This window comes from Rhizobium sp. ERR 942 (assembly GCF_007828395.1).
Taxonomy (GTDB): domain Bacteria; phylum Pseudomonadota; class Alphaproteobacteria; order Rhizobiales; family Rhizobiaceae; genus Rhizobium; species Rhizobium dioscoreae.
Genome location: NZ_VIUA01000010.1, coordinates 168,939 through 191,312 on the forward strand (window position 1 = coordinate 168,939; position 22,374 = coordinate 191,312).

18 protein-coding genes are annotated in these 22,374 nt (G+C 61.1%); 10 read left to right on the top strand and 8 right to left on the bottom strand.

The features are described 5' to 3' along the window. Positions 1 to 106: 106 nt before the first annotated feature. Entirely contained in the window at positions 107 to 1,090 is a 984-nt protein-coding gene (mbfA, locus tag FBZ97_RS30945; RefSeq protein WP_113329866.1) for an iron exporter MbfA, read from the top strand. Positions 1,091 to 1,334: 244 nt separating this feature from the next. Next, positions 1,335 to 1,523 carry a hypothetical protein gene (locus FBZ97_RS30950; protein WP_069611022.1) on the top strand — a complete coding sequence of 63 codons (189 nt, stop codon included), beginning with the start codon at positions 1,335 to 1,337 and terminating at the stop codon, positions 1,521 to 1,523. Positions 1,524 to 1,646: 123 nt separating this feature from the next. Here FBZ97_RS30950 and FBZ97_RS30955 read toward each other — a convergent pair whose 3' ends face one another. Together FBZ97_RS30955 and FBZ97_RS30960 are read right to left on the bottom strand one after the other, a co-directional pair. After that, complete coding sequence (locus tag FBZ97_RS30955; protein ID WP_113329868.1) at positions 1,647 to 2,246, bottom strand: transglutaminase-like cysteine peptidase; 600 nt, start codon at positions 2,244 to 2,246, stop codon at positions 1,647 to 1,649. A 235-nt stretch (positions 2,247 to 2,481) separates the two neighbouring features. Further along, positions 2,482 to 3,294, bottom strand: coding sequence for an alpha/beta hydrolase (locus tag FBZ97_RS30960; RefSeq protein WP_113329869.1), 813 nt, complete (start codon positions 3,292 to 3,294; stop codon positions 2,482 to 2,484). Positions 3,295 to 3,572: 278 nt separating this feature from the next. On the opposite strand from FBZ97_RS30960, the gene infC reads away from it, so the two are divergent. The 6 genes from infC (at position 3,573) to pheT (ending at position 9,610) form a co-directional block, all read left to right on the top strand. Beyond that, positions 3,573 to 4,109, top strand: a complete 537-nt coding sequence (gene infC, locus FBZ97_RS30965) for a translation initiation factor IF-3 (protein ID WP_173002511.1) — start codon at positions 3,573 to 3,575, stop codon at positions 4,107 to 4,109. Between the two features lie 321 nt (positions 4,110 to 4,430). Then, a complete protein-coding gene (gene rpmI, locus FBZ97_RS30970; protein ID WP_069611026.1) occupies positions 4,431 to 4,634 on the top strand; it encodes a 50S ribosomal protein L35 in 204 nt (67 codons plus the stop codon). A gap of 37 nt (positions 4,635 to 4,671) precedes the next feature. Then, positions 4,672 to 5,076, top strand: coding sequence for a 50S ribosomal protein L20 (gene rplT / locus FBZ97_RS30975; RefSeq protein WP_069611027.1), 405 nt, complete (start codon positions 4,672 to 4,674; stop codon positions 5,074 to 5,076). A 138-nt stretch (positions 5,077 to 5,214) separates the two neighbouring features. Further along, complete coding sequence (locus FBZ97_RS30980) at positions 5,215 to 6,051, top strand: serine/threonine protein phosphatase (protein ID WP_246661910.1); 837 nt, start codon at positions 5,215 to 5,217, stop codon at positions 6,049 to 6,051. 36 nt (positions 6,052 to 6,087) lie between these two features. Further along, the gene (gene pheS / locus FBZ97_RS30985; protein ID WP_145323416.1) at positions 6,088 to 7,170 is read left to right on the top strand and encodes a phenylalanine--tRNA ligase subunit alpha; all 1,083 of its coding nucleotides are present in this window, start codon (positions 6,088 to 6,090) and stop codon (positions 7,168 to 7,170) included. Positions 7,171 to 7,186: 16 nt separating this feature from the next. After that, positions 7,187 to 9,610 carry a phenylalanine--tRNA ligase subunit beta gene (gene pheT, locus FBZ97_RS30990; protein WP_145323419.1) on the top strand — a complete coding sequence of 808 codons (2,424 nt, stop codon included), beginning with the start codon at positions 7,187 to 7,189 and terminating at the stop codon, positions 9,608 to 9,610. Between the two features lie 263 nt (positions 9,611 to 9,873). On the opposite strand, the gene FBZ97_RS30995 is transcribed toward pheT, so the two are convergent. The 4 genes from FBZ97_RS30995 to FBZ97_RS31010 form a co-directional block, all read right to left on the bottom strand. After that, the gene (locus tag FBZ97_RS30995) at positions 9,874 to 10,233 is read right to left on the bottom strand and encodes a nuclear transport factor 2 family protein (protein ID WP_113329872.1); all 360 of its coding nucleotides are present in this window, start codon (positions 10,231 to 10,233) and stop codon (positions 9,874 to 9,876) included. Between the two features lie 93 nt (positions 10,234 to 10,326). Continuing rightward, entirely contained in the window at positions 10,327 to 12,414 is a 2,088-nt protein-coding gene (gene pbpC / locus FBZ97_RS31000; RefSeq protein ID WP_145323422.1) for a penicillin-binding protein 1C, read from the bottom strand. Between the two features lie 2 nt (positions 12,415 to 12,416). Next, the gene (locus tag FBZ97_RS31005) at positions 12,417 to 17,951 is read right to left on the bottom strand and encodes an alpha-2-macroglobulin family protein (RefSeq protein WP_145323424.1); all 5,535 of its coding nucleotides are present in this window, start codon (positions 17,949 to 17,951) and stop codon (positions 12,417 to 12,419) included. A 255-nt stretch (positions 17,952 to 18,206) separates the two neighbouring features. Then, complete coding sequence (locus tag FBZ97_RS31010) at positions 18,207 to 19,202, bottom strand: aldo/keto reductase (RefSeq protein ID WP_113351409.1); 996 nt, start codon at positions 19,200 to 19,202, stop codon at positions 18,207 to 18,209. A 131-nt stretch (positions 19,203 to 19,333) separates the two neighbouring features. Here FBZ97_RS31010 and FBZ97_RS31015 point away from each other — a divergent pair, with 131 nt between their 5' ends. Then, positions 19,334 to 20,227: a LysR family transcriptional regulator gene (locus FBZ97_RS31015; protein WP_145323426.1), complete on the top strand. Its 894-nt coding sequence runs from the start codon at positions 19,334 to 19,336 to the stop codon at positions 20,225 to 20,227. Positions 20,228 to 20,310: 83 nt separating this feature from the next. Beyond that, positions 20,311 to 20,928 carry a hypothetical protein gene (locus tag FBZ97_RS31020; RefSeq protein ID WP_145323428.1) on the top strand — a complete coding sequence of 206 codons (618 nt, stop codon included), beginning with the start codon at positions 20,311 to 20,313 and terminating at the stop codon, positions 20,926 to 20,928. Here FBZ97_RS31020 and FBZ97_RS31025 read toward each other — a convergent pair. Together FBZ97_RS31025 and FBZ97_RS31030 are read right to left on the bottom strand one after the other, a co-directional pair. Next, complete coding sequence (locus FBZ97_RS31025) at positions 20,918 to 21,361, bottom strand: GNAT family N-acetyltransferase (protein WP_145323430.1); 444 nt, start codon at positions 21,359 to 21,361, stop codon at positions 20,918 to 20,920. The genes FBZ97_RS31020 and FBZ97_RS31025 overlap by 11 nt on opposite strands. A gap of 13 nt (positions 21,362 to 21,374) precedes the next feature. Beyond that, positions 21,375 to 22,325, bottom strand: a complete 951-nt coding sequence (locus FBZ97_RS31030) for an aldo/keto reductase (RefSeq protein ID WP_145323432.1) — start codon at positions 22,323 to 22,325, stop codon at positions 21,375 to 21,377. Positions 22,326 to 22,374: the final 49 nt, after the last annotated feature.

Here is a 22,374-nt window from a genome sequence, read left to right on the forward strand (position 1 = left end):
CAAATTTTCCGGCACGATTTTCCCTCCGCAATGACGTCTCAGTGCTTGACCAGCGCAATTGTCGACTTTAGAATTAGAATAATTCTAAAGTTATGAGGTTGCCCCGATGCTGCTAGGCTTATTCCGCCCGTCGAAACGTCCCTTCACCTCTCTTTCTGAACAGGAGATTCTGGCGATTGCCATTGCGGCAGAGGAAGACGATTCACGCATTTATCTCGCCTATGCCGATACGCTCCGCCCGCATTATCCCGAGTCCGCCAAGGTTTTCGAGGACATGGCCGAGGTCGAGGATACGCATCGCAAGACATTGATCGACATGCACCGCCGCCGCTTCGGCGAGCGAATTCCGCTGATCAGGCGCGAGCATGTGCGCGGCTTTTACGAGCGCAAACCCGATTGGCTGCGCAAGAACCTCTCCCTCGATGCCATGCGCGACGAGGCCGAGGCGATGGAGCAGCAGGCCTATAATTTCTATGTCGAAGCGGCCAAGCAGGTATCCGATGCCTCGACGCGCCAGCTTCTCGGCGATCTTGCACTTGCCGAGCAGGGTCATGAAGATGTGGCCCGCCTGCTTGGCGAGAAGCATACGCCGGAAGAGGTCAAGCACGAGGAAGATGCGCAGGCGCGCCGCCAGTTCGTGCTGACCTATGTGCAGCCGGGTCTCGCCGGGCTGATGGATGGCTCCGTCTCCACGCTCGCGCCGATCTTTGCCGCCGCCTTCGCCACGCAGCAGACATGGCAGACCTTTCTCGTCGGCCTTTCGGCTTCGGTCGGCGCCGGCATCTCCATGGGTTTTACCGAGGCAGCCCATGACGACGGCAAGATCTCCGGTCGCGGTTCGCCGATCAAGCGCGGCCTAGCCTGCGGCATCATGACCGCGCTCGGCGGCCTTGGCCATGCGCTGCCCTACCTCATCCCGCATTTCTGGACCGCGACGATCACCGCCGCAATCGTCGTCTTCTTCGAGCTTTGGGCCATCGCCTTCATCCAGAACAAATATATGGAGACGCCGTTCCTGCGGGCTGCCTTCCAGGTTGTCCTCGGCGGCTCGCTGGTGCTGGGTGCCGGCATTCTGATCGGAAATGGGTGAGACGCGTTCGGCGTAGCCGACGAAACGATCCGGTGAATCGTTTCGCGCCGAACGCCCCTTCGGCAGGCTCAGGATGCCCAAGCGAAGGGCCGGCGGTGAGGGATGGGCAATGTTTTGTCGCATCCGGAAGGGCAAAGACACTACGAGATCACGAAATGTTAAATTTCGGAACGCCTTCTGCCCCCACCGGTTAGCAAAACGAGGCCGCTCTTGGCCTCGTCTGCAAACCAAAGGAGATGATCCAATGGCAAACCAAGGTGGAACCCACGAGCAGCATGTGAAGGCTGGCCAGCAAAGCCACAAGCGCATGGACAATGACAACACCAGGAATGCTTCGTCCACCGGCTCCCGTGAGCAGCACTCTGCCAGCTCACGCGGCGGCACCCACGAGCAGCACGTCAAGGCCGGCCAGCAGAGCCATAAGAACTCTTGACGCTCGTGGTGGTAGCAAATTCGTCCGCACCCAAGAGTGAGGACGGGTCTTATTACAAGACGAAAAAGCGAAAGGCCGGTCCGATGGGCCGGCCTTCTTGTGTAACGAGAAATTAGCTCGCGCTTACTTGACGGCACCAACCAGGACGTCGTTGCCGTTCTCGATGGTGACCCAGCGGCCGGCATTGAAGCTCGCCTGACGCTTCAGATAGGAATAGGGAGTTTTGGTCCAGACCTTGATCTCGTCCTCAAGGTTGTCGAGGATAAAATCGCCCTGCTTGGTGCGCAGCGTCAGCACCGCATGTCCTTCGCCATCAGGCTTGCGAACGACCGTCATCAACAGGTTGGAGGCGGAAATGCCGCTCTGGATGAGGAGTTTGCGCTTCAGCAGGGCAAAATCCTCGCAGTCGCCAGCGGTCTTCGGATATTCCCAATATTCCTCCTGGCCGTAGACTTCCATGTCGGTCGCTGGGCGGATCGTCTTGTTGACGCGCAGGTTGATCTGGTTGACGAGAGCCCAGGCGGCCGCGTTCATGTCGACGGGACCGACATTACGGGTCGGACCGCATTCGTCTGTATGTCTCTGACAGAAGTCGTAGTGTCCGATCGGCTGGGAGGTCACGTTGCCGACGGTCATCGAAACGCCCTGCTGAGGTGCCGGCATCGCCGCCGACGACATCGCAACTATAGCAGCGAAGGCAATCAACAAGCCCTTAATACGCACGCCCACTATCCTTGTATCGTCCCTGCATTTGTTAACAAATTGTTAATGTAGGGGGGTGCGCGAAGTCAATCGTTACTTAAGTGTTAACACCGGAACCGGCTCCTATGGTTAATTTCGGCACAATCAAGGAGATAGTTGCCATAATTTCCTGCTGCCTGCGATTACGCAAGCGCGCCCCCGAGGCGGTCGCAAAAGGAGCCAGCGCGCCGAGCATTTCGCAGATATCTATTTGTTTTTATGGCGCTTTATGTAGCGCCAACGTCTCGGCCACAGCGAGCATGCGCTCGATGTCCTGCGGCCGCGACAGGCGATGATCGCCGTCGCGCACAAGCGTTAACACGACATCGTCCGCCGGCAGATGCTCGACCAGCTTTAACGAATGCGAGAAAGGCACGTCTGCATCCTGCATACCCTGCAATATATGTACCGGGCAGCCAGTCTCGATGATGCCGGTCAGCACGCGATTGGCGCGGCCGTCCTCGATGAGGGCGCGCGTGAAGATGTTCGGCTCGGGGCTGTATTCCGAAGGCTCCTCGAAATAGCCGCGTTCCGCCAGCGAGCGCCGCTCGACATCGGAAAGGTTCGGCTCGATGAGATCGATGGTGAAATCGGGAGCAGGCGCGATAAGCACGAGGCCGGCGATGGCGGCTGTCTTTTTGCGTTTGCGCAGTTCCTGGATGACCCTGAGCGCGATCCAGCCGCCCATCGACGAGCCGACGAGAACGATCTTCTTCGGCTTTGTATGATCGATGACGGCAAGTGCCTCTTCCAGCCAGCGCGAAATCGTGCCGTTGGTGAACTTGCCGCCAGACTGCCCGTGGCCGGAATAGTCGAAGCGAATACAGCCGATACCAAGCCGCTCCGCCAGCGCATCCAGCTCCACGGCCTTGGTGCCGCTCATGTCGGATCGATAGCCGGACAACCAGACGAAGCTGACATTCCTGGCACCCTTGCCGGCGGTGCGCTCGATGATGGCGATCTGGCGCTCGCTCTCGCCCGTGCCAACGGGAAGGAAGGTCGGTTGGATGGATGTGGCGGTCTCGGACATGGAAAACTCCCGGATTTTCTGCCCTATAGAACAGATTCGCGTCCGCGTGACCTGAAAAATCCTCGATCTTTTCGCTGTAGTTTCTATATAAAGGGAGAAGGATACTGTGTCCTTCGCGCATCTCGCGCTTCCAGGACACTCCATTGACACGCGGGAGGTGCTTTTTTCCTGCTGTCATGCTATTGACTTCAACACAGCTTTTACGACATTTCCGTCAGTTGCGCCGACGGGGAGCGAGAGGCTGCAGCTATCCGAAACAATTCGTGGAGAATACGACCATTCGCAGACCTTTTAAAGCCGACGCGCCCGTAAAGGACGGGCCGCGTTCCAACAGGGAAATTCGCATTCCCAAAGTTCAGCTCATTACGGCTGACGGCCAGAATATGGGCATCGTCCCGACCGACCAGGCATTGAGAATGGCAGAGGAGGCCGGTCTCGATCTGGTAGAGATTTCCCCCAATGCTGAACCGCCTGTGTGCAAGATCCTCGATCTGGGCAAGCTGAAATACGCCAACCAGAAGAAGGCCGCCGAGGCGCGCAAGAAGCAGAAGATCGTCGAAGTCAAAGAAATCAAGATGCGTCCCAACATCGACACCCATGACTATGAGGTGAAGATGAAGGCCATCGGTCGTTTCTTTGAAGAAGGCGACAAGGTGAAGGTGACCTTGAAGTTCCGCGGCCGCGAAATGGCCCACCAGGAACTTGGCATGAAGCTGCTTCAGCAGGTCAAGGAAGATACGATCGAGATTGCCAAGGTGGAGGCCGAGCCCAAGCTCGAAGGCCGCCAGATGATGATGGTGCTTGCGCCGAAGTGAGGCGCAAGTCGGAGTAGAGAGGCCGGAGCCGTCCCTTGGACGGCTTTTTCCTTTTCTGCGGCATGGGTCGATGCCTGTCATCGATCTGCAAAGATTCCCGCATTCGCACCGTTGCACTTCGGGGCAAGTGCGGTTATAAGCGCGCGTCCGAACTGACCGGCAGGGCATGCCGTGGCAGTTCAGAATGCTGGTGGAGCGGTTCGTCACCGTATCCGCCGTTCAACAACAAACGCTCCGGCACCTTGTTGCAGCCCGGCCAGTCCGGATCTGTGGGAAGGGCTTTAAGCAAAGCGCGCCAGGAAGCATCGAAGGAGTAGCAAAATGCCCAAGATGAAGACGAAGTCCTCTGCCAAGAAGCGGTTCAAGATCACCGCATCCGGCAAGGTCAAGGCAGCCGCTGCTGGCAAGCGCCACGGCATGATCAAGCGTAGCAACAAGTTCATTCGCGATGCCCGCGGCACCATGGTTCTCGCAGAACCGGATGGCCGTAAGGTTGTCAAGAACTACTTGCCGAACGGTCTCTAAGACTATTCGTAACGCTATAGACTAAGGAGATCATGAAATGGCACGCGTAAAAAGAGGCGTTACCGCCCACGCCAAGCACAAGAAGGTTCTGAAGGCAGCCAAGGGCTTCTACGGCCGCCGCAAGAACACCATCCGTACCGCCAAGGCCGCCGTCGACCGTTCCAAGCAGTACGCTTACCGCGACCGCAAGGTCAACAAGCGCAACTTCCGCGCCCTCTGGATCCAGCGCATCAACGCTGCCGTCCGCGAATTCGGCCTGACCTACGGCCGCTTTATCGACGGTCTGAACAAGGCTGGCATCGAAGTCGACCGCAAGGTTCTCTCCGACATGGCAATCCATGAGCCGGAAGCTTTCGGCGCCCTCGTCGCTGCCTCCAAGAAGGCGCTTGAGTACCTCAAGGACGCTGGCACGAAGAACGAGTTCGAAGCCGCTGTTGGCTAAGAGCGTCTACTAGACAGTTTTTGTCATATTTATGAAACCCGCGCTTGTGTAACCAGCGCGGGTTTTGTATTTTTTGCAATACAATCAATTTGCGATAGTCACCTTGAGGATTCCCGGTATCGGGAATGGGTGAAATTGTTGAATGGCAAGACTGCGGAACTGAACTTCATACCCAATCTGAAGGGTAAGGACATAGAGGCCTTGCTGACGGTGCTGGTGAACGGTTCCAGCCGTGTCGAGCGAGTTGCCCTTTCTGCCTGTCAGGTCTGGATCAAGCGATACGGCACGAAGAAACCCTCTACCTGGCGTCATCTGCAGAGGATCTTTTCACGCATTGTCCCGCTCGCCTTCCTGCGCCCCTGCGCCTATCTGTCTGCGCGGCAGATGGCCGAGCGGGAGATGCAGCGCATCGGCTTGTTCAGGCAGCGGGGTGTAGCCGTTCCGGAGGTTCTCTACGCTTCGAATGGCGCGCTTGTTCTTGCGGACGCCGGAATCACGGTTCAGCGCCGCCTTGCGCAGCTGAAGGAGAGCGATCCCGCTGCTCACGATGAACTCATGGTCGCTTGCGCTGCCGAGCTCGGCCGGCTGCATGCCAAGGGGCTTTGTCATGGCAGGCCCTATCCGCGCGACATGTTCTTTGCCGGCGATCGGCTTGGCTTCATGGATTTCGAGGAGGACCCGCAGACAGTCATGCCGCTTGCGGTGGCGCAGGCCCGTGATATTTGGCTGCTCTTCCTGCAGATCGCAACCGGCGCTCGCCTCGGGCTTGCGACGCAGAACAGAGCCTATGAAGCCTGGTCGGAGCAGGCACCAGCGGCTGCGCGCGCCGAGCTTCAGCGCATGATTCGCTTTCTAGGCGGTTTTTTGTTCCTTGCCCGGTTGATTGGCCGCGTGCACATGGGTAGTGATCTCCAGCGCTTCATCGTTGCGACAAGCTTTCTGATGCATGCGTTCACCACTTATTCCGTGGACTGAGAGCCCGATGGCCCCTGGTCCGCAAGGCAGGACCAGATGACGGAACTCGTAACACTTGAAACCCAACTCATGGCCGAGGTGGCCGCGGCGAACGACGAGCAGGCGATCGAGGCGGTCAGGGTTGCTGCGCTCGGCAAGAAGGGCTCGGTTTCTGAACTGCTGAAGACGCTGGGCTCGATGTCGCCGGAAGAACGGCAGACACGCGGCGCGGCCATCAATGCTCTCAAGAATTCCGTCACCGATGCCATTAACGCCCGCAAGGGCGAGTTGCGCGATGCGGCGATCGAGGCGAAGCTGAAGGCGGAGACCGTCGATGTCAGCCTGCCGGTTCGCTCCTCGCCGGCCGAACGCGGCCGCATTCACCCGATCAGCCAGATCGTCGACGAAATCACCGCCATCTTCGGCGACATGGGCTTCTCGATCGCCGAAGGTCCCGATGTCGAGACCGATTATTATAACTTCACGGCGCTGAACTTCCCGGAAGGACATCCGGCTCGCGAAATGCACGACACTTTCTTCTTCCAGCCGGATGAAAAGGGTGAACGCAAGGTGCTGCGCACGCACACCTCGCCGGTGCAGGTGCGCACCATGGAAGCGCAGAGGCCGCCGATCCGCATCATCATCCCGGGAAAAACCTACCGCCAGGATTCGGACGCCACGCATTCACCGATGTTCCATCAGGTCGAAGGCCTCGTCATCGACAAGACGGCGAATGTCGCCAACATCCGCTGGGTGCTCGAAGAGTTCTGCAAGACCTTCTTCGAGGTCGACAATGTGACGATGCGCTTCCGCCCGTCCTTCTTCCCCTTCACGGAGCCGTCCTTCGAAGTGGATATCCAGTGCGACCGCTCCGGCCCGATCGTCAAGTTCGGCGAAGGCACCGATTGGATGGAAATCCTCGGCTGCGGCATGGTGCACCCGAACGTGCTGCGCTATGGCGGCCTCGATCCGGACGAATATCAGGGCTTTGCCTGGGGCATGGGCCTCGATCGCATTGCCATGCTGAAATACGGCATGCCCGACCTGCGCGACTTCTTCAACGCCGATGTCCGCTGGATGAACCACTATGGCTTCCGCCCGCTCGACATGCCGACGCTGTTCGGCGGCCTGAGCGCGTAAGGAAGGGATAAAGCACATGAAATTCACACTCTCCTGGCTGAAAGAGCATCTGGAAACCGACGCCACGCTCGACGAGATCTGCGCCCGCCTGACGATGATCGGGCTGGAAGTGGAAGAGGTCGACGACAAGGCGGCGTTCAAGCCCTTCGTCATCGCCAAGGTTCTCTCGGCCGAAAAGCATCCCCAGGCCGATCGCCTGAAGGTGCTGATGGTCGATACCGGCAGCGGTGCGCCCGTTCAGGTCGTCTGCGGCGCACCGAATGCGCGCGCCGGCCTCGTCGGTGCCTTCGCTGCCCCCGGCACCTATGTTCCTGGTATCGATGTGACGCTCGCCATTGGCAACATCCGCGGTGTCGAAAGCCGCGGCATGATGTGCTCGGAAAAGGAGCTGGAAATTTCGGACAGCCATGACGGCATTATCGACCTTCCGGAAGATGCGCCTGTTGGCACGAGCTTTGCCGCCTATGCCGGTCTTGACGATCCGGTCATCGAGATCAACCTGACGCCGAACCGTCCGGATTGTACCGGTGTCTATGGCATCGCCCGCGATCTTGCCGCCTCCGGCCTTGGCACCCTGAAGCCTCGCCTCACGCCAACCTTTCCTGTCCAGGGCGAAACGCCGACCGAGCTGAAGATCGAGCTGGATGATGCGCGCCTGTGCCCCGGCTTTTCGCTGCGCCTCGTGCGCGGCGTCAAGAACGGTCCGAGCCCGAAGTGGATGCAGCAGCGCCTGCTCGCCATCGGTCTCCGTCCGATCAGCGCGCTGGTCGATATCACCAACTACATGACCTTCGATCAGGGCCGGCCGATGCATGTCTTCGACGCCGCCAAGGTCAAGGGCAATCTGGTCGTGCGCCGCGCCAGGGACGGCGAAACCGTGCTGGCGCTCGATGAGCGCGAATACAAGCTCAACCCCAGTAACGTCGTCATCGCCGATGACAACGGCGTCGAATCGATCGGCGGCATCATGGGCGGCGAGCATTCCGGCTGTGACGAGAACACCACGGACGTGCTGATCGAATCGGCGCTCTGGGACCCGATGAACATCGCCAAGAGCGGCCGCAGCCTCGGCATCATCACCGATGCGCGCTATCGTTTCGAGCGCGGTGTCGATCCGGAATATATGGTGCCCGGCCTTGAGCGCACGACGGAACTGGTGCTTGCCTGCTGTGGTGGCACGGCTGCCAAGGCGCGTGTCGAGGGCTACAAGGGCTATGAGGCCAAGGTCGTCGATTTCCCGCTGTCGGAAGTCAAGCGCCTGACCGGCCTCGAAGTCTCGGCCGATGAGAGCAAGTCCATTCTGACCAAGCTTGGCTTCTCTGTTTCCGGTTCGGGCGAGCGCATCTCGGTCGCCGTTCCCTCCTGGCGTCCGGATGTCGACGGCAAGGCCGACCTCGTCGAGGAAATCATGCGCATCCATGGCGTCGACAATATCAAGCCGCAGCCGCTTAGCAGCCATGCCGCCGTCAACGGCAAGATCCTGACGACGCTGCAGATCCGTACACGTATCGCCAAACGGGCGCTCGCCTCCCGCGGCATGCTGGAAGCCGTCACTTGGTCCTTCATCTCGGAAGATCAGGCCAAGCTCTTCGGCGGCGGCTCCAACGCGCTGAAGCTTGCGAACCCGATCGCCGCTGATATGTCCGACATGCGACCCTCGCTGCTGCCAGGCTTGCTTTCGGCCGCGCAGCGCAATGCCGACAAAGGCTATGGCGACGTCGCGATCTTCGAAGTCTCTGGCACCTATGAGAACGATACGCCCGAAGGCCAGCGTCGCGTTGCCGGCGGCATCCGACGCGGCACGGCGACGCTTGCCGGCGCCGGCCGCATGTGGTCGAACGCCACCAAGGGCGGCGGCAAGCCGGTCGATGTCTTCGATGCCAAGGCCGATGCTCTCGCGGTGATCGAGGCTTGCGGCCTGCCGATGGGCAATATCCAGATCGAGCAGGGCGGCCCCGCCTGGTATCATCCCGGCCGCTCCGGCACCATCAAGATGGGTCCGAAGGTCGTGCTCGGCTATTTCGGTGAGTTCCATCCGAAGACGCTGGAAGCGCTCGACGTGTCGGGCGCTCTCGCCGGCTTCGAAGTCTATATCGATGCCATGCCCGAAGCGAAGAGGAAGGCGACCCGCACCAAGCCGGCGCTGGAGCTTTCCCCCTTCCAGGCCGTCAAGCGTGACTTCGCCTTCGTGGTCGACAAGTCGGTGGAAGCCGGAGCGATCATCCGCGCTGCGACCGGCGCCGACCGCAAACTGGTCACCGGTGTAAACGTCTTTGACATTTTCGAGGGCGCATCGCTTGGCGAGGGCAAGAAGTCCATCGCCATCGAGGTGCAGATCCAGCCGGCAGAGCGTACGCTGACTGATGAGGATTTCGAGGCACTGACCCAGAAGATCGTGGCGAACGTCACGAAGTCGACGGGTGGGGTGTTGAGAGGGTAATCGGCTGCTGCAGAGTTCGCGGAGGGTGAGTTACCCCCCTCTGTCGCTGTCGCGACATCTCCCCCACAAGGGGGGAGATTGGTAACTCGCGGCGCTCGCCTGCCTCAAGCTGACACCGCATCTGCTGAAATTGAAGTTGCTACTTCAACGAAGGTGAGCGGCAAACTCCCAACAATCTCCCCCCTTGTGGGGGAGATGTCACGAAGTGACAGAGGGGGGTATCAGACGCTCGGCATAGAAGGCGCACGGCTCGGAACGCCCACCTACCGATGCAGATGATAAACCTTGTTCACCACACTCCACCGCCCATCGATCTTCACCAGCGATAGATAATCCGAAAACCGCATGCCGGCGAATTCGTCGACGACCTTGACGGTTGCCGCATCGCCTTCGATGTCGATCAACTCGATCTCCATCAGCGGTATGGTGCCGGGCGGCGCGCTGCCTTCCTCGACGATCGCCGCGATAAATTCATCCCGCGTCATCCATTCCACCGCGCCCTGGTAATTGCCGATGATCGCTGCTCGCGGATGGAAGGCCTTGCGCAGTGCCGGCTCATTCGCGAATGCCATGCCATCGACATAGAGATGAACGACCGCACGGATTGCCTGCTCTTCCGACATCTCGTCATTCCTCGTTTGAGTTATGCCTAAGATATCATAGACGCCGGCAGCTGACAAAAATGCGAGGTCGTGAGCGCAATGATTTGACTTATATTATTCGACAAAAACCCGCACGCTTGCTGCGCGCCCTGCCGCATCGATGACCGTCAGCGTCGAATAGCCGGCGCCATCGGGCGTCCATTGGTTGGTGCGGCGGCGCGACATGTCGGGTAGCGGCTTGCCGTTGGCGAGCCAGCGGAACGGCGCCCTGCCACCCTGCAGCTTCAGCGCCAGCGGCATGATCTGGTCGTTGCCGCTGCTGGCGCCGAGATCGACGCGCGCGCCTTCCGGCGGATAGACGATCTGCGGGGCGGGTTCGCGGCTGAAGGCGGCCAGCAGCCCGGCGGCGGTCACGGAAAAGCGTCGCTGACTGATCGGCAGCTCGGTCGGCGCGATGCGCACGGCGCCCATAGGGGCGGCAGGGAAGGGGGTAATGGCGACGCCGGATTTCGCAAAGGCTTCGAACAGGATGGGCGCGGCGGAAACATAGCCCGCCAGCCCGGGCACGGCGCCATTGTCCGGACGGCCGACCCAGACGCCGAGTACATGCGCGCCGTCATAGCCGATCGACCACGCGTCGCGGTTGCCGTAGCTGGTGCCAGTCTTGTAGGCGATGCCGAGCTGCTTGCTGCCGCGCGGCGCGATGATGTCGGAGAGAATATCGGTGATGTTCCAGACCGCGATCGGCTCCATCAGCGGCTCACCCTCGATCGGTCCCGGCTCGTCCTGAACGCCGTCGCCGATCCGCATCGCCTTGCCGCGATTGGCAAGCCCGGCATAGAGCTGCACGAGGTCCTTCAGCGTCACGCCGACGCCGCCAAGGCCGATGGCAAGCCCGGGCGCTTCGTTCGGTGGCAGCTTCGGCTTCACCTCGGCCCGGCGGAAGCGCACCAGCAGCCGCGTGGGACCTACGGCATCGAGCAGCCGAACGGCCGGCACATTGAGCGACAATTGCAGCGCTTGGCGCACGCTGACGTCCCCCTGATAGCTCATGTCGAAATTGCGGGGACGATAGCCATAGAAATCGGCGGGGCGATCCTCGATGATCGTTTCCTGGGCCACATAGCCCTGCTCGAAGGCAAGGCCGTAGATGAAGGGCTTCAGCGTCGAGCCGGGCGAGCGCAGCACGCGGGTCATGTCGACCCAGCCGGCGCGGGAGGAATCGAAATAGTTGGCGGAGCCGACCTCGCCGATGATCTCGCCGGTCTTGGCATCGGCCATGATCATCGCGACGGATACTTTCGGTCCAAGCCGCTTTGCCGCCGCATCGGCAACGGCTTCGAGGCCCTGCTGCACATCGCGCCGCAGCGTCGTCTTGTGCTTGATAATGCCGGGCTGTTTGCGCAGTGCCAATTCGGCGACGTGCGCGGCATAGGCTGGGAGCTGCCGACGCTGAGCCGGAATGGGGGAGAGCGAGGCGCGCTCCGCTTCGCCTTCGCCGATAACAGTTGCCACCGCCGCGCGCTCGAGCACGCGATGGCGGGCAGCCTGCGCTGCGGCAAGATTGCGGTCCGGCCGGCGCTTTTCCGGCAGTTGCGGAAGCGCCACAAGCAAGCCTGCCTGTGCGACTGTCAGGTGTCGCGGCTCCTTGCCGAAATAGGCAAGGCTCGCCGCGCGCACGCCTTCCAGATTGCCGCCATAGGGAGCGTGCGTCAGATAGAGATCGAGGATCTGTTCCTTGGTCAGCCGCCGCTCGATCTGGATGGCACGAGCGACCTGCAGGAGCTTTGCCGTCATCGAGCGCTCGCTGCGCGGCTCGATCAGACGGGCGACCTGCATGGAGAGCGTCGAGCCGCCGGAGACGATGCGGCCATGGGTGAGGAGCTGCAGGAAGGCACGTCCGATCGCCATCGGGTCGACGCCGTGGTGGTCGTAGAATCGCCGGTCCTCATAGGCGACCAGCATGCGCAGATATTGCGGATCGACATCGGCAACGCCGGTCTTCAGCCGCCAGCGGCCCTCGGGAGTGGCAAAGGCGCGCAGGAGATCGCCATTGGCGTCGAGCACCTCGGCCGAAACCACGCGGGCATTGTCCAGCGGCGGCGGATAGGCACGGTCCGCAGCCTCCAGGCCGAAGACCAGAGCCGCCACTGTTGCGGCAGTGGCTCCAAAGCCTATCGCAATTTTCCACTGCGCCTTCATGTCTACTTCTTACTGCTGGGCGCCCCGCCCAGCACCTCCATGCGGCCCATCGCCGTGCGGGCCGAAAACTGCGGACGATACATGTCCTCGACGCTTGCGGCCGGATGATCGTAAACGCCCGGGGTTACGGCGCGCACGACATAGGCGAAGGTCATGTCACGGTCCGCGCCCGAACCCTGGTCGAAGGCGGCGACAAAGCGGTCGTTGCGGAATTCGACATGGGCCGGCTGAACTTCGCTAAGCCAGTCGAAGTTCGACAACTGGGCGCTGTTAACGATGCTCGGATTATCGATCTCGAAGCCTGCCGGCAGGAGATCGGTCACGAGGATGCGTTGCGGCCAGTCATTGTCCTCGGTCACGTGCAGCACGACCACGTAGCGTTCGTTCTGCTGTGCCTGGCTGACATTCGCCTCTTCGCCGTCGAGCGTATAGTACTTGCGCTCGATCTTGAAGCCGTTGCCGCCGGCCGGCAGCTGCGCGACGGGCGCGGCAACGGTGGTCACAGCAGCCGACAGCGGCTGGCGCGTCGTGTTGGTGACGGTCAGCGGATGGCCCATCAGCGCATCGCCCGACATTTGCGCCATATAGGTGCCGCTATGGGCGGCGCCATTGACATCGAGCGTCAGGCCGTCATCGCCGTTCTGCAGGGCGCGGGCGGCGAGCAGCATCCAGGTCTGTTCCTGGGTGCTGGTATATTTCCGGCTCTGCCAATCCTTGGCGACGACGCTGGCGAGTTCCGGAATGATCGGCGGCACCGGGCGGCTTTCGGCAGCCAACGCCAGCACGGCCGCACCGTCGCGCAGCGACGAGCCGTAATCCGAGCGGACGAAACTGACCTTTGTGACTGCCGCCTTCTGCGACATCTGCAGCGAGTCCACGAAAATGTTGCGAGAGCGCTGAGCATCCCCATAGAGCGCGAGAGCCGCAGCCAGATGCGCCTTGGAGAGCGGCGTCGGAAAGTCGTTCAGCATCGTGTCCGCATAATATCGCAGATCGCTGATCGAGGCCTTCTTGTTGCGCGCGAGCACATAGAGCGCATAGGCGATTTCGTTTCCGTTGTCCTTGACGTTGGTGTTGGCGCTCAGCGCATTCTGGAGGTTTTCGAGGCCCTGCACCATCGCCTGGTCCGGCACGTTGTACTTCTGCTCGCGGGCGCGGGTCAGGAAGTCCATGACGTAGGCATCAAGCCAGAGATCGCCCGAGCCCGGTCCCCAGAGACCAAAGCTGCCGGTCGAAGACTGGTAGGACAGTTCGCGATAGATCGAATCCTGCACGCGCTTCTGGATCTCGGCGTCATCGGCAAGGCCATTCTTGATGGCCATGTCGCTGAAGTAGAGCAGGGGCATGGCGCTGCTCGCCGTCTGTTCCGCGCAGCCATAGGGATAGCGGCTAAGGCTCATCAGCAGCGCCGGCACATCGAAGGCGCTGGAGCGGCTGACATTCACGCTGACAGAGGCGCCGGGTAGCACGCTATCGGCAAGAAGATCGGCATTGACGGTGAGGCTCTTGCCGGGGGCCAGCGCGATGACGCGCCGTTCGGTGACCGGCAGCTGCGACGGACGAACCGGGATATCGACCGATTGATCGAGCGACATGCCCGAAGCATTCGACAGCTTGATCGAAACCGTGCCGTCGCCCGGCTGTCCGCCGGTCAGCGGCAAGGTGATCGCGTATTTGCCGCCGGTTTCGAGGTTGATCTTCTGTTGGGTAGCGTTTGCATCCACCGTCACGGCGCTATTGCCTGTTACCGCGAGCGTGTACTCGCCGGCAGGCGCATCGGTGTTGGCGACGTCGAGACGCAGGTTGGCCTTGTCTCCGGGCGCCAGGAACTTCGGCAGGCTGGCGGTGACGACGACAGGATCGCGGATGATGACGTCCTGCGTCGCGTGACCGACGCCGGCCTTCGACCAGGCAACCGCCATCAGCCGCGCCGTGCCGTTGAATTGCGGAATGTCGAAGCTGACATTGGCCTTGCCATTGGCATCAAGCTTTATGGGACCGGAGAAGAAGGCGATCAGCTTTTCCTTCGGCGGGCTTGCCTGCAGGGCGGCCTGTCCGCCGTCGCCGCCGGTGCGCAGCTTGCCGGTGGCGCCGAGCGAACCGTCGATGAGGCGACCGTAGATGTCGCGGATTTCGAGGCCGAGCTGACGCTGGCCGTAATACCAGTCATCCGGTGCCGGCGGCTGATAACGCGTGAGATTGAGGATGCCGACATCGACGGCGGCGATCGTGACATAGGCGTCCTCGTTGGCGCCGGCGCCGGCGACCTGCAGGCCGATGTTCAGCGGCTGGCGCGGCAGTGTCTTTTGCGGCGCGTCGATCTTGATCTGCAGCTTGCGTTCGCCGGGATCCACGGGAGCCCATTTGATGCCGATGGCGCGCATCGGCATCCGGCTTTCCTGGGCTTCGCCCGGGCGGAACAGCGTGGCCGTCAAGTATGTACCCGCGCCCCAGTCGGCGGTCACGGGAACGTCCACTTCGCCGCCGTTGGCGCCGATATCGGCATTGGTGACCGAGATCAGCGTTTCCGAACCGGCCGTCACCATCAGCTGGCCAGCATAGCGCGAGGTGACCTTCAGCTTGGCCGTATCACCGACATGGTAGCTTTCCTTGTCGAGCGCGATTTCGAGCGCGTCAGGCGTTTCCGTCGAGGTGGAGGCGACATACCAGCCGGCATTGAACTCGACGCTCGATTCCGGGCCGTTCGCGTCGGCGGTAGAGACTTCGAGCCGGTAGCGGCCCCAGGTAACGGGCATGGAAATGGCCGCGCCGTCCGTCGTAGCATTGACCGTGCCGACTGCCACCTGCTTGGTGGACATGATCGGCTCGAACTTCCAGCTGCTGCCGTCGCGGTACCATTGATAATTGCGCTCGACGCTGAGCAGCTTCCAGGTCAGGCCCTGCATGGCCTGTTTCTGGCCATTGGCGTCGACAACGATGACATGGAAGTTGCCGACGGAGTTTTCCCCGAGATCGCCATCGAATTCCGGCTTGATGCCGATGCGCGGACCGTCCGCCTTGACGGGCAGCGTCAGCGAGCGCTCGACGGCGCGGCCGCCGGCTTCCTGCATGCGCACCGTGATATTGGCGTTCAGGAGCTGCGTGGTCGAAGGCGTATCGTTGATCGTGACGTTGAAGGTGGTCTTGCCGTTTTCATCCAGCGCTTGCAGGTCTTCGAGCGGCACCTGCGTGCTTTCCGCCTTGCTGTCGCCGCTGCTGCTGTCGTCGTCGTCATTGTTTGCGTCTGCCTTGCCGGCACCCTCGTCGGCGAGGCCGAACTGATAGCCCTTGTAGGCATCGCTCTGGCGCGTCGGCTTCAGCGTCACTTCGCCTTCCAGATTGAGGCCGGCGGCCGGCGCACCATAGAGGTAGCGTCCGTCGACGTTGACCGGTGTCGGCTGGCCGACTTCGATCTCCTTGGCGTCGCTCTTCATGTCGAATTCGATGCGATCCGGCACGAAATCGTCGACGAGGAAGGTCTGGGAGCCGATGGAGGAGCCCTTCGGATCGGTGTAGATGTTCATCGTCCAGGTGCCGCGCATCGAGGTCTGCTGCAGCGGCAGGTCGACATTGTAGCCGCCGAGCTTGCCGCCATCGGTGACGATGCGGCGATCCTCGACGCCATCCGGGCGGAGGAAGACGAAGGTGAGCGGCAGGTTTTCGACCGCCGTCGAGCTGACGTCGCGGGCAAGGGCGGAGGCATGCACCGTCTCGCCGGCACGGTAGATGCCGCGTTCCGTCCAGGTCAAAAGGTCGATCGCACCAGGCGCGGTTCGACCGGCAACGCCACGGTCGGAAAGATCGAAGCCGGCGCGCGTCATGTCGAGGAAGACATAATCCTGATCGCCGTTTTGGGCGGTAATCACGGCCGGCGTCATGCCCGCCGTGCCGCGCATCAGGCCGGCGCTGAAGACGGCGCGGCCGTTGTCGTCGGTCTTGGCCGTACCGAGGATTTCATTGTTCTTGGCGAGCAGCTGCAGCTGGATGCCGGCCAGCGGCTTGGCGCTGCCGAGCGAGCGGGCAAAGACATTCAACCCGTCGGTGCCGGCATAGGTGGTGATGCCGATGTCGGAAACGACGAACCACTGCGTCGCCTGCGGGTCCCATTCATGGCCGCCGCTCTCGGGCGCAACCGCCGTCAACACATAGACGCCGGGCTTGCGCTTCGGCAGTGCCTCGTCCACAGGGAAGCTGGTCGCGACTTCCTTGTTGAGTTCCTGCTTGATCTCGATGGAGCCCTGCCAGACCAGTTCGCCATTGGTATCCTGTATGGTCTGGGCGCTGTAGCTGTCCACCTGCGTCAGGAACTGCGAGTTATTCAGAAGCTGCGCGATATTGCGATCGCCGATGCGATAGAGCTTGAGATTGGCCGTGTTGGCGTTGACCGAAACGATCGGGATGCCGCGGCGAGCAGTCGACGGCAGGACGAAATTGTCGCCGGTGAAGCGTAGCGAAGCGGTGCGATCCTTGACGTAGATATCGACATTGACCTGCGAGGCGAGGTTTTCGTCCACCGAGGAGGGCAGGCCGGCGCGTAGCGAAATGCGGTAGTGCTGGCCGAATTCCAGACCTTCGACACAGATCTGGTTGTCCTTGGCGTCGACACCCTTCGGCGTGGCGCCGTTGAGGGTGACGAAAGGCGTGTAGTCGACGCCGCTCTTCACCAGCTTTTCGGAGAACTGCACGCAGGCGCGGGGCGAGGCATTGTCGTTGTCGAGCGTATTGCCCGTGACACGGAAGCCCTGGCGGGCCAGAAGATCGTTATAGGCTGCCTGGACGGCAGCGGAGCTGACGAGATTGAGGCTCGCCTTATAGGCATTGAGCGCCGGGCGGTAGTTCTGCGCATTCTTCAGCGCTTCGGCAAGCACTGCCAGCGCATCGGCGCGGCTGCTCGTCGTGCGGGTCAGCTGGTAGCCGTTGAGCGCGGCATAGGCGGCCCGCGTGGCGACAGATGTGTCGTTCGTGATCGTATTGGCGGCACGCGCCATCTCGACCCACAGATCGCCATTGTCGGGATTGATGGAAAGTGCGCCCTGGAAGGCATTCAGGGCATCGTTGACATTGCCCGAAGTTAGTTCGATGCGGCCGAGCGCGATCAGGCTTTCGACGCCCTGGCCCTTCAGCTCGTTGCCGAGCGTCAGCGTGTTCTTTGCATCGCGCGCGCTCTGGACGAAATTGTCGGAAAGGAAGGAAAGGGCAGGGGCAGCACCGATATCCGGCTCGCTGGTGGCGGCCGTCTCGACGATCTTGCCGGCGATCGCGCCGGGGAAACTGTTGAGCTGATTGAAGTCCGACTTCATGAAGCACCACTTCACCTTGGGATTGTAGGTGAAGGCCTTGCAGGACTTGTCGCCGATGCAGGAGGCGGAGCACTGATACAGCGTCACATTCTGCTCTGTGCGCAGATCGAAGCCGAAGTAGTCGCCATCCTTCGTGGTGACCACCTGGCGCTTGACGTCAGCGGCGACCGAAGGGGTCAGAGATGCGAAAGTGGCGAGAAGAAAAGCAGAGAAGCCGATAAACGCGCGCCTAGACATAAGTCCTCCCCACGCTGCCCGTTTTTGATGGCGGCAATCTTCAAATTTCGCACCCGTTTGTCAACCGAGCGTGGAGCTTTCGAACGAGCTTCGCGTCCATGACGATCAATCTAGGAATTTGAAAAAGCCTGCAATTCAGGCGATTCGCCTGTTCGGCCATCTTCTCTGCGATGCTTCACTTTTCTTTTCGCTCCCAAAAAGACACCGGCCTTTGCGGCCGATGTCTTTGTGTGGGCAGAAGGAGCAGCCCGTTTGTCATATATTCGTCATCGCCAGGGAGGCATCGGTGTATCGTTTGCCGGCGACCGTTTCGGGCGAGATGATGCCACCAAGTTCCTTCAACTCCTGCGGCGACAGCGCGATATCGGCAGCGGCGGCGTTCTGCTCGAGATGGTGCAGTTTGCGTGCGCCGGGGATCGGCACGATGTCGTCACCCTGATGCAGCACCCATGCGAGCGCCAGTTGTGCCGCCGTGACATTCTTTTCTTCGGCAAGAGCTTGAAGCCTTGCGACCAGGGCCGCGTTGGCATCGAAATTCTCGCTCTGGAAGCGTGGCAGCGAGCGGCGGAAATCGTCGTCGGCGAGATCCTCCGTCTTGTGGATCGCTCCGGTCAGGAAGCCGCGGCCAAGCGGGCTGTAGGGCACGAAGCCGATGCCGAGTTCGCGGCAGGTGGCGAGCACGTCTTCCTCGGGATCGCGGCTCCAGAGCGAGTATTCGCTCTGCACGGCAGCGATCGGATGTACCGCGTGAGCGCGACGGATGGTGGCAGAGCCGGCTTCGGATAGGCCGAGCGTGCGCACCTTGCCCTCTTTCACAAGCTCCGCCATGGCGCCGACCGTATCTTCGATCGGCACGTTCGGGTCGACGCGATGCTGGTAGAAGAGGTCGATGACATCCGTGCCAAGTCGCTTAAGGGAAGCTTCGGCGACTTCCTTGACATGCTCGGGCCGGCTGTCGACGCCGATCATCGCCGCCGGGCCACTTTTCGTGAGATCGAGCTTGAAACCGAATTTGGTGGCGATGACAACGCGGTCACGCACAGACTTCAGCGTGCGGCCGAGCAGCTCTTCATTGGTGAAGGGGCCGTAGACCTCGGCGGTGTCGAAAAAGGTGACGCCGAGATCGACGGCGCGATGGAGCGTCTTGACGGATTCGGTCTCGTCAGTGGCGCCATAGGCAAAGCTCATGCCCATGCAGCCCAGTCCAACGGCGGAAACGGTGAGATCCTTACCTAGCCTGCGGGTTTTCATGATGTATTCCTTCTTGAGACGTATGGGAGCGACAGGGGCTCGTGTCCGCTGCCTACGAGTTCAAGTTAGGGTTCCGGACAATGAATGAAAATCCATGCAAATTCTTACAGGTTGTTCTATAATTTAGATCAATGAACAGAACACAGCTCTCTCAGCTTGCGGTTTTTGCTGCCGTCGCCGCCCATCGCAGCTTTCGCGCTGCCGGCAAGGAATTGTCGATCGCGCCATCGGCAGTCAGCCACGCCGTCTCCAGCCTTGAGGAAAGCCTCGGCGTGCGGCTGCTTGCCCGCACCACACGCAGCGTGCTTCCGACCGAGGAGGGGCAGGCGCTTTTGCAACGGTTGGCGCCGGCTCTGGAGGAAATCGATATCGCGCTGGAGGATACGCTTGCGACCCGCGGCCGCCCGGCGGGGACACTGCGCATCACCGCGCCGCGTTTTGCCTCCGATCTGCTGATGGCGCCGCGCATCGGCGATTTCCTCAATACCTATCCCGATATCACCCTTGAAATCGCCAACGAGGACGGCTTCAGCAATATCGTCAAGGAAGGCTATGATGCTGGCATCCGGCTGGCGGAGAGCATCGAAGGCGACATGATCGCGGTGAAGATCTCTCCGGATATACGCACGGTCATCGCCGGGTCGCCTGCCTATTTCGAGAAGCATCCGAAGCCGCTGCATCCACGCGATCTCGTCCATCACCGCTGCATCAAGCGGCGATTTACCGATGGCTCGATCTATCGTTGGGAATTCGAGAAAGACGGCCGCGAGCTGGTCGTTGCCGTCGATGGCCCCCTGATCGTGATCGAGGATCGGCTCGGCGTTTTGGCCGCCCTCAATGGCGCCGGCCTCGCCTATCTTTTCGACATTCGCGTGCAGCAGGAATTGGCCGAGGGCAAGCTCATCCGCGTGCTCGAGGACTGGTGCCCGCCCTATCCCGGCTTCTGCATCTACTATCCGAGCCGCCGCCAGATGCGCCCGGCGCTCAGAGCCTTCATCGATTTCTTCAAATATACCGGACCCTGACATAGCTGCTGACAGAAATCGGGTGGCGGCAGTGCCATAACTCGTCTCGACTGATCGAATGGTTTCAGGAAGGGATTATAGCGATGAGGAAACCGGGATCGATGAAGGGGCTTGAGGAGCTCGGGCGCGTCAGGTTGTCGAAGAATTTCTTCTTTCGCGATTTCCTGCATTCGGAAATTGCGGATTTCTATCGCATTCCCAACATCCCGGAAGATCCCGATTTGGCGATCGAAACCGGCCGCCGGCTTTGCGAGGAATTGCTGGAACCGCTGGAGGCGACATTTGGCCGGCTACATATCCGTTCCGGCTATCGCTCACCCGAGGTCAATGCCTTCGGTAACAGGAATGGATTGAACTGCTCGACCAATCCCCATACCGCCGCGCACCACATCTGGGATATGCGCGATCTCGATGGCTGCATGGGCGCGGCCGTCTGCATCGTCGTGCCCTGGCTGATCGATCACCATAGTCACGAGGGCGATTGGCAGAGGCTCGCTTGGTGGATCCACGACCATCTGCCCTATGCCTCGCTCTGCTTTTTTCCGAAGCTATGGGCCTTCAACATCCAATGGCACGAGCGGCCCAGGCGGACCATTCAGAGCTTTGTCAGCCCGCGCGGCATGCTGACCAAACCGGGCATGGCCAACTGGGAGGGCGATCATTCCGCCCATTATGAGGGTTTTCCAAGACTTAGAAACTGATGCGATAGCGAATATGTCCGTCGCTCTTCACATAGGTGTCGTAGAGCTTGCGGGCGGTCGCATTGCTTTCCTCGGTGTGCCAGTAAAGCCTGGCCCAGCCATTCGTCTTGCAGAGCGCAACGAGATCATCCAGCAGCGCTCGGCCGACGCCGTGGCCTCTGGCACTTTCATCGACGAATAGATCTTCCAGATAGCAGTCGGGCGCGCGCACCCATGTGCCCTCATGCGTGAGACTAAGGCTAAAGCCCTTCACTTCGCCATCGACATCGGCCACGCGCATGAAGATCGCCGACGCCGGATCGAAGACCCGGCGCCATGTCGCATCGGTGATATCAGGCGCGACGGTGACGCCGTAGAAAGAGAGATAGCCGTCCCAAAGCGCGCGCCAACGGGCTTCGTCTTCGGGTCTGGCGTCGCGGATCGTCACGGTCATAGGCCTGCCTTTCCTATTCGCCGGCTGCGTCGAGCAGACGCATGGCGTCATCGGAAAGCGAGAGCTTCGCCGAATTGATGAGCGCGTCGAGCTGGCTGAGGCTGGTGGCGCTGGCGATCGGAGCGGTGACGCCGCGTTTGCGCAAGAGCCAGGCAAGCGCGATCTCGGCGGGCTTGGCGCCGGTTTCGGCTGAAACCTTGTCGAGGGCTGCGAGAATGCGCAGGCCCTTGTCGTCGAAATAGGCTGAAACCCGGTTCTCGCGCGCCCGTCCCTCGGTATCCGCCTTGGTGTGGTACTTACCGGTCAGGAAGCCGGCCGCGAGGCTGAAATAGGTAATGACGCCGATCTCTTCCTTGACGCAGAGATCCGCCAGCGGTCCTTCGAAGCTGTCGCGGGCGTAGAGGTTATATTCGGGCTGCAGCACGTCGTAGCGAGGCAGGCCGGCCTTGGCGGCGGCATCGAGCGAAGCCTGGAGCTGCGTCGCATCGAGGTTCGAGCAGCCGACATGGCGGATCTTGCCCTGTTCCTTCAGCTTGGCATAGGCGGCGAGCGATTCCTCATGCGGCGTCTCGGGGTCCGGCCAGTGCGAGAGATAGAGGTCGATGTGATCGGTCTGCAGCCGCTTCAGCGAGGCCTCGGCCGCCTCGATGATATAGCCGGCCTTGAGGCCTTTTTTGCCCGGCCCCATCTCCGATCCGACCTTGGTGATGATGATGGCCTTGTCGCGCGAAACGCGGCCCTGCTTCAGCCACTTGCCGATGATCTCCTCGGAATCGCCGCCCTTGTTGCCGGGGACCCAGCGGGAATAGACGTCGGCCGTGTCGATCGTGTTGAAGCCGGCGTCGAAGAAGGCGTCGAGCAGTGCGTAGGAGGTTTTCTCATCGGCCGTCCAGCCGAAGACGTTGCCGCCGAAAACGATGGGGGCGACAAACAGATCGGTTCGTCCAAGCTTGCGCGTGTCCATGCTATTTCTCCAGGTCATTTGAAAGGTAAACCGGCGAGCGGACGCCGGA

What these genes read in the sequence shown, in the direction of transcription:
- FBZ97_RS31015 (WP_145323426.1), top strand. Translation starts at nt 19,334, where the DNA reads ATGAACAGAACACAGCTCTCTCAGCTTGCGGTTTTTGCTGCCGTCGCC.
- FBZ97_RS31010 (WP_113351409.1), bottom strand. Translation starts at nt 19,202, where the DNA reads ATGAAAACCCGCAGGCTAGGTAAGGATCTCACCGTTTCCGCCGTTGGA.
- pheS (WP_145323416.1), top strand. Translation starts at nt 6,088, where the DNA reads ATGACGGAACTCGTAACACTTGAAACCCAACTCATGGCCGAGGTGGCC.
- rplT (WP_069611027.1), top strand. Translation starts at nt 4,672, where the DNA reads ATGGCACGCGTAAAAAGAGGCGTTACCGCCCACGCCAAGCACAAGAAG.
- pbpC (WP_145323422.1), bottom strand. Translation starts at nt 12,414, where the DNA reads ATGAAGGCGCAGTGGAAAATTGCGATAGGCTTTGGAGCCACTGCCGCA.
- FBZ97_RS31020 (WP_145323428.1), top strand. Translation starts at nt 20,311, where the DNA reads ATGAGGAAACCGGGATCGATGAAGGGGCTTGAGGAGCTCGGGCGCGTC.
- FBZ97_RS30960 (WP_113329869.1), bottom strand. Translation starts at nt 3,294, where the DNA reads ATGTCCGAGACCGCCACATCCATCCAACCGACCTTCCTTCCCGTTGGC.
- FBZ97_RS30995 (WP_113329872.1), bottom strand. Translation starts at nt 10,233, where the DNA reads ATGTCGGAAGAGCAGGCAATCCGTGCGGTCGTTCATCTCTATGTCGAT.
- mbfA (WP_113329866.1), top strand. Translation starts at nt 107, where the DNA reads ATGCTGCTAGGCTTATTCCGCCCGTCGAAACGTCCCTTCACCTCTCTT.
- FBZ97_RS31025 (WP_145323430.1), bottom strand. Translation starts at nt 21,361, where the DNA reads ATGACCGTGACGATCCGCGACGCCAGACCCGAAGACGAAGCCCGTTGG.
- FBZ97_RS31030 (WP_145323432.1), bottom strand. Translation starts at nt 22,325, where the DNA reads ATGGACACGCGCAAGCTTGGACGAACCGATCTGTTTGTCGCCCCCATC.
- rpmI (WP_069611026.1), top strand. Translation starts at nt 4,431, where the DNA reads ATGCCCAAGATGAAGACGAAGTCCTCTGCCAAGAAGCGGTTCAAGATC.
- FBZ97_RS31005 (WP_145323424.1), bottom strand. Translation starts at nt 17,951, where the DNA reads ATGTCTAGGCGCGCGTTTATCGGCTTCTCTGCTTTTCTTCTCGCCACT.
- pheT (WP_145323419.1), top strand. Translation starts at nt 7,187, where the DNA reads ATGAAATTCACACTCTCCTGGCTGAAAGAGCATCTGGAAACCGACGCC.
- FBZ97_RS30950 (WP_069611022.1), top strand. Translation starts at nt 1,335, where the DNA reads ATGGCAAACCAAGGTGGAACCCACGAGCAGCATGTGAAGGCTGGCCAG.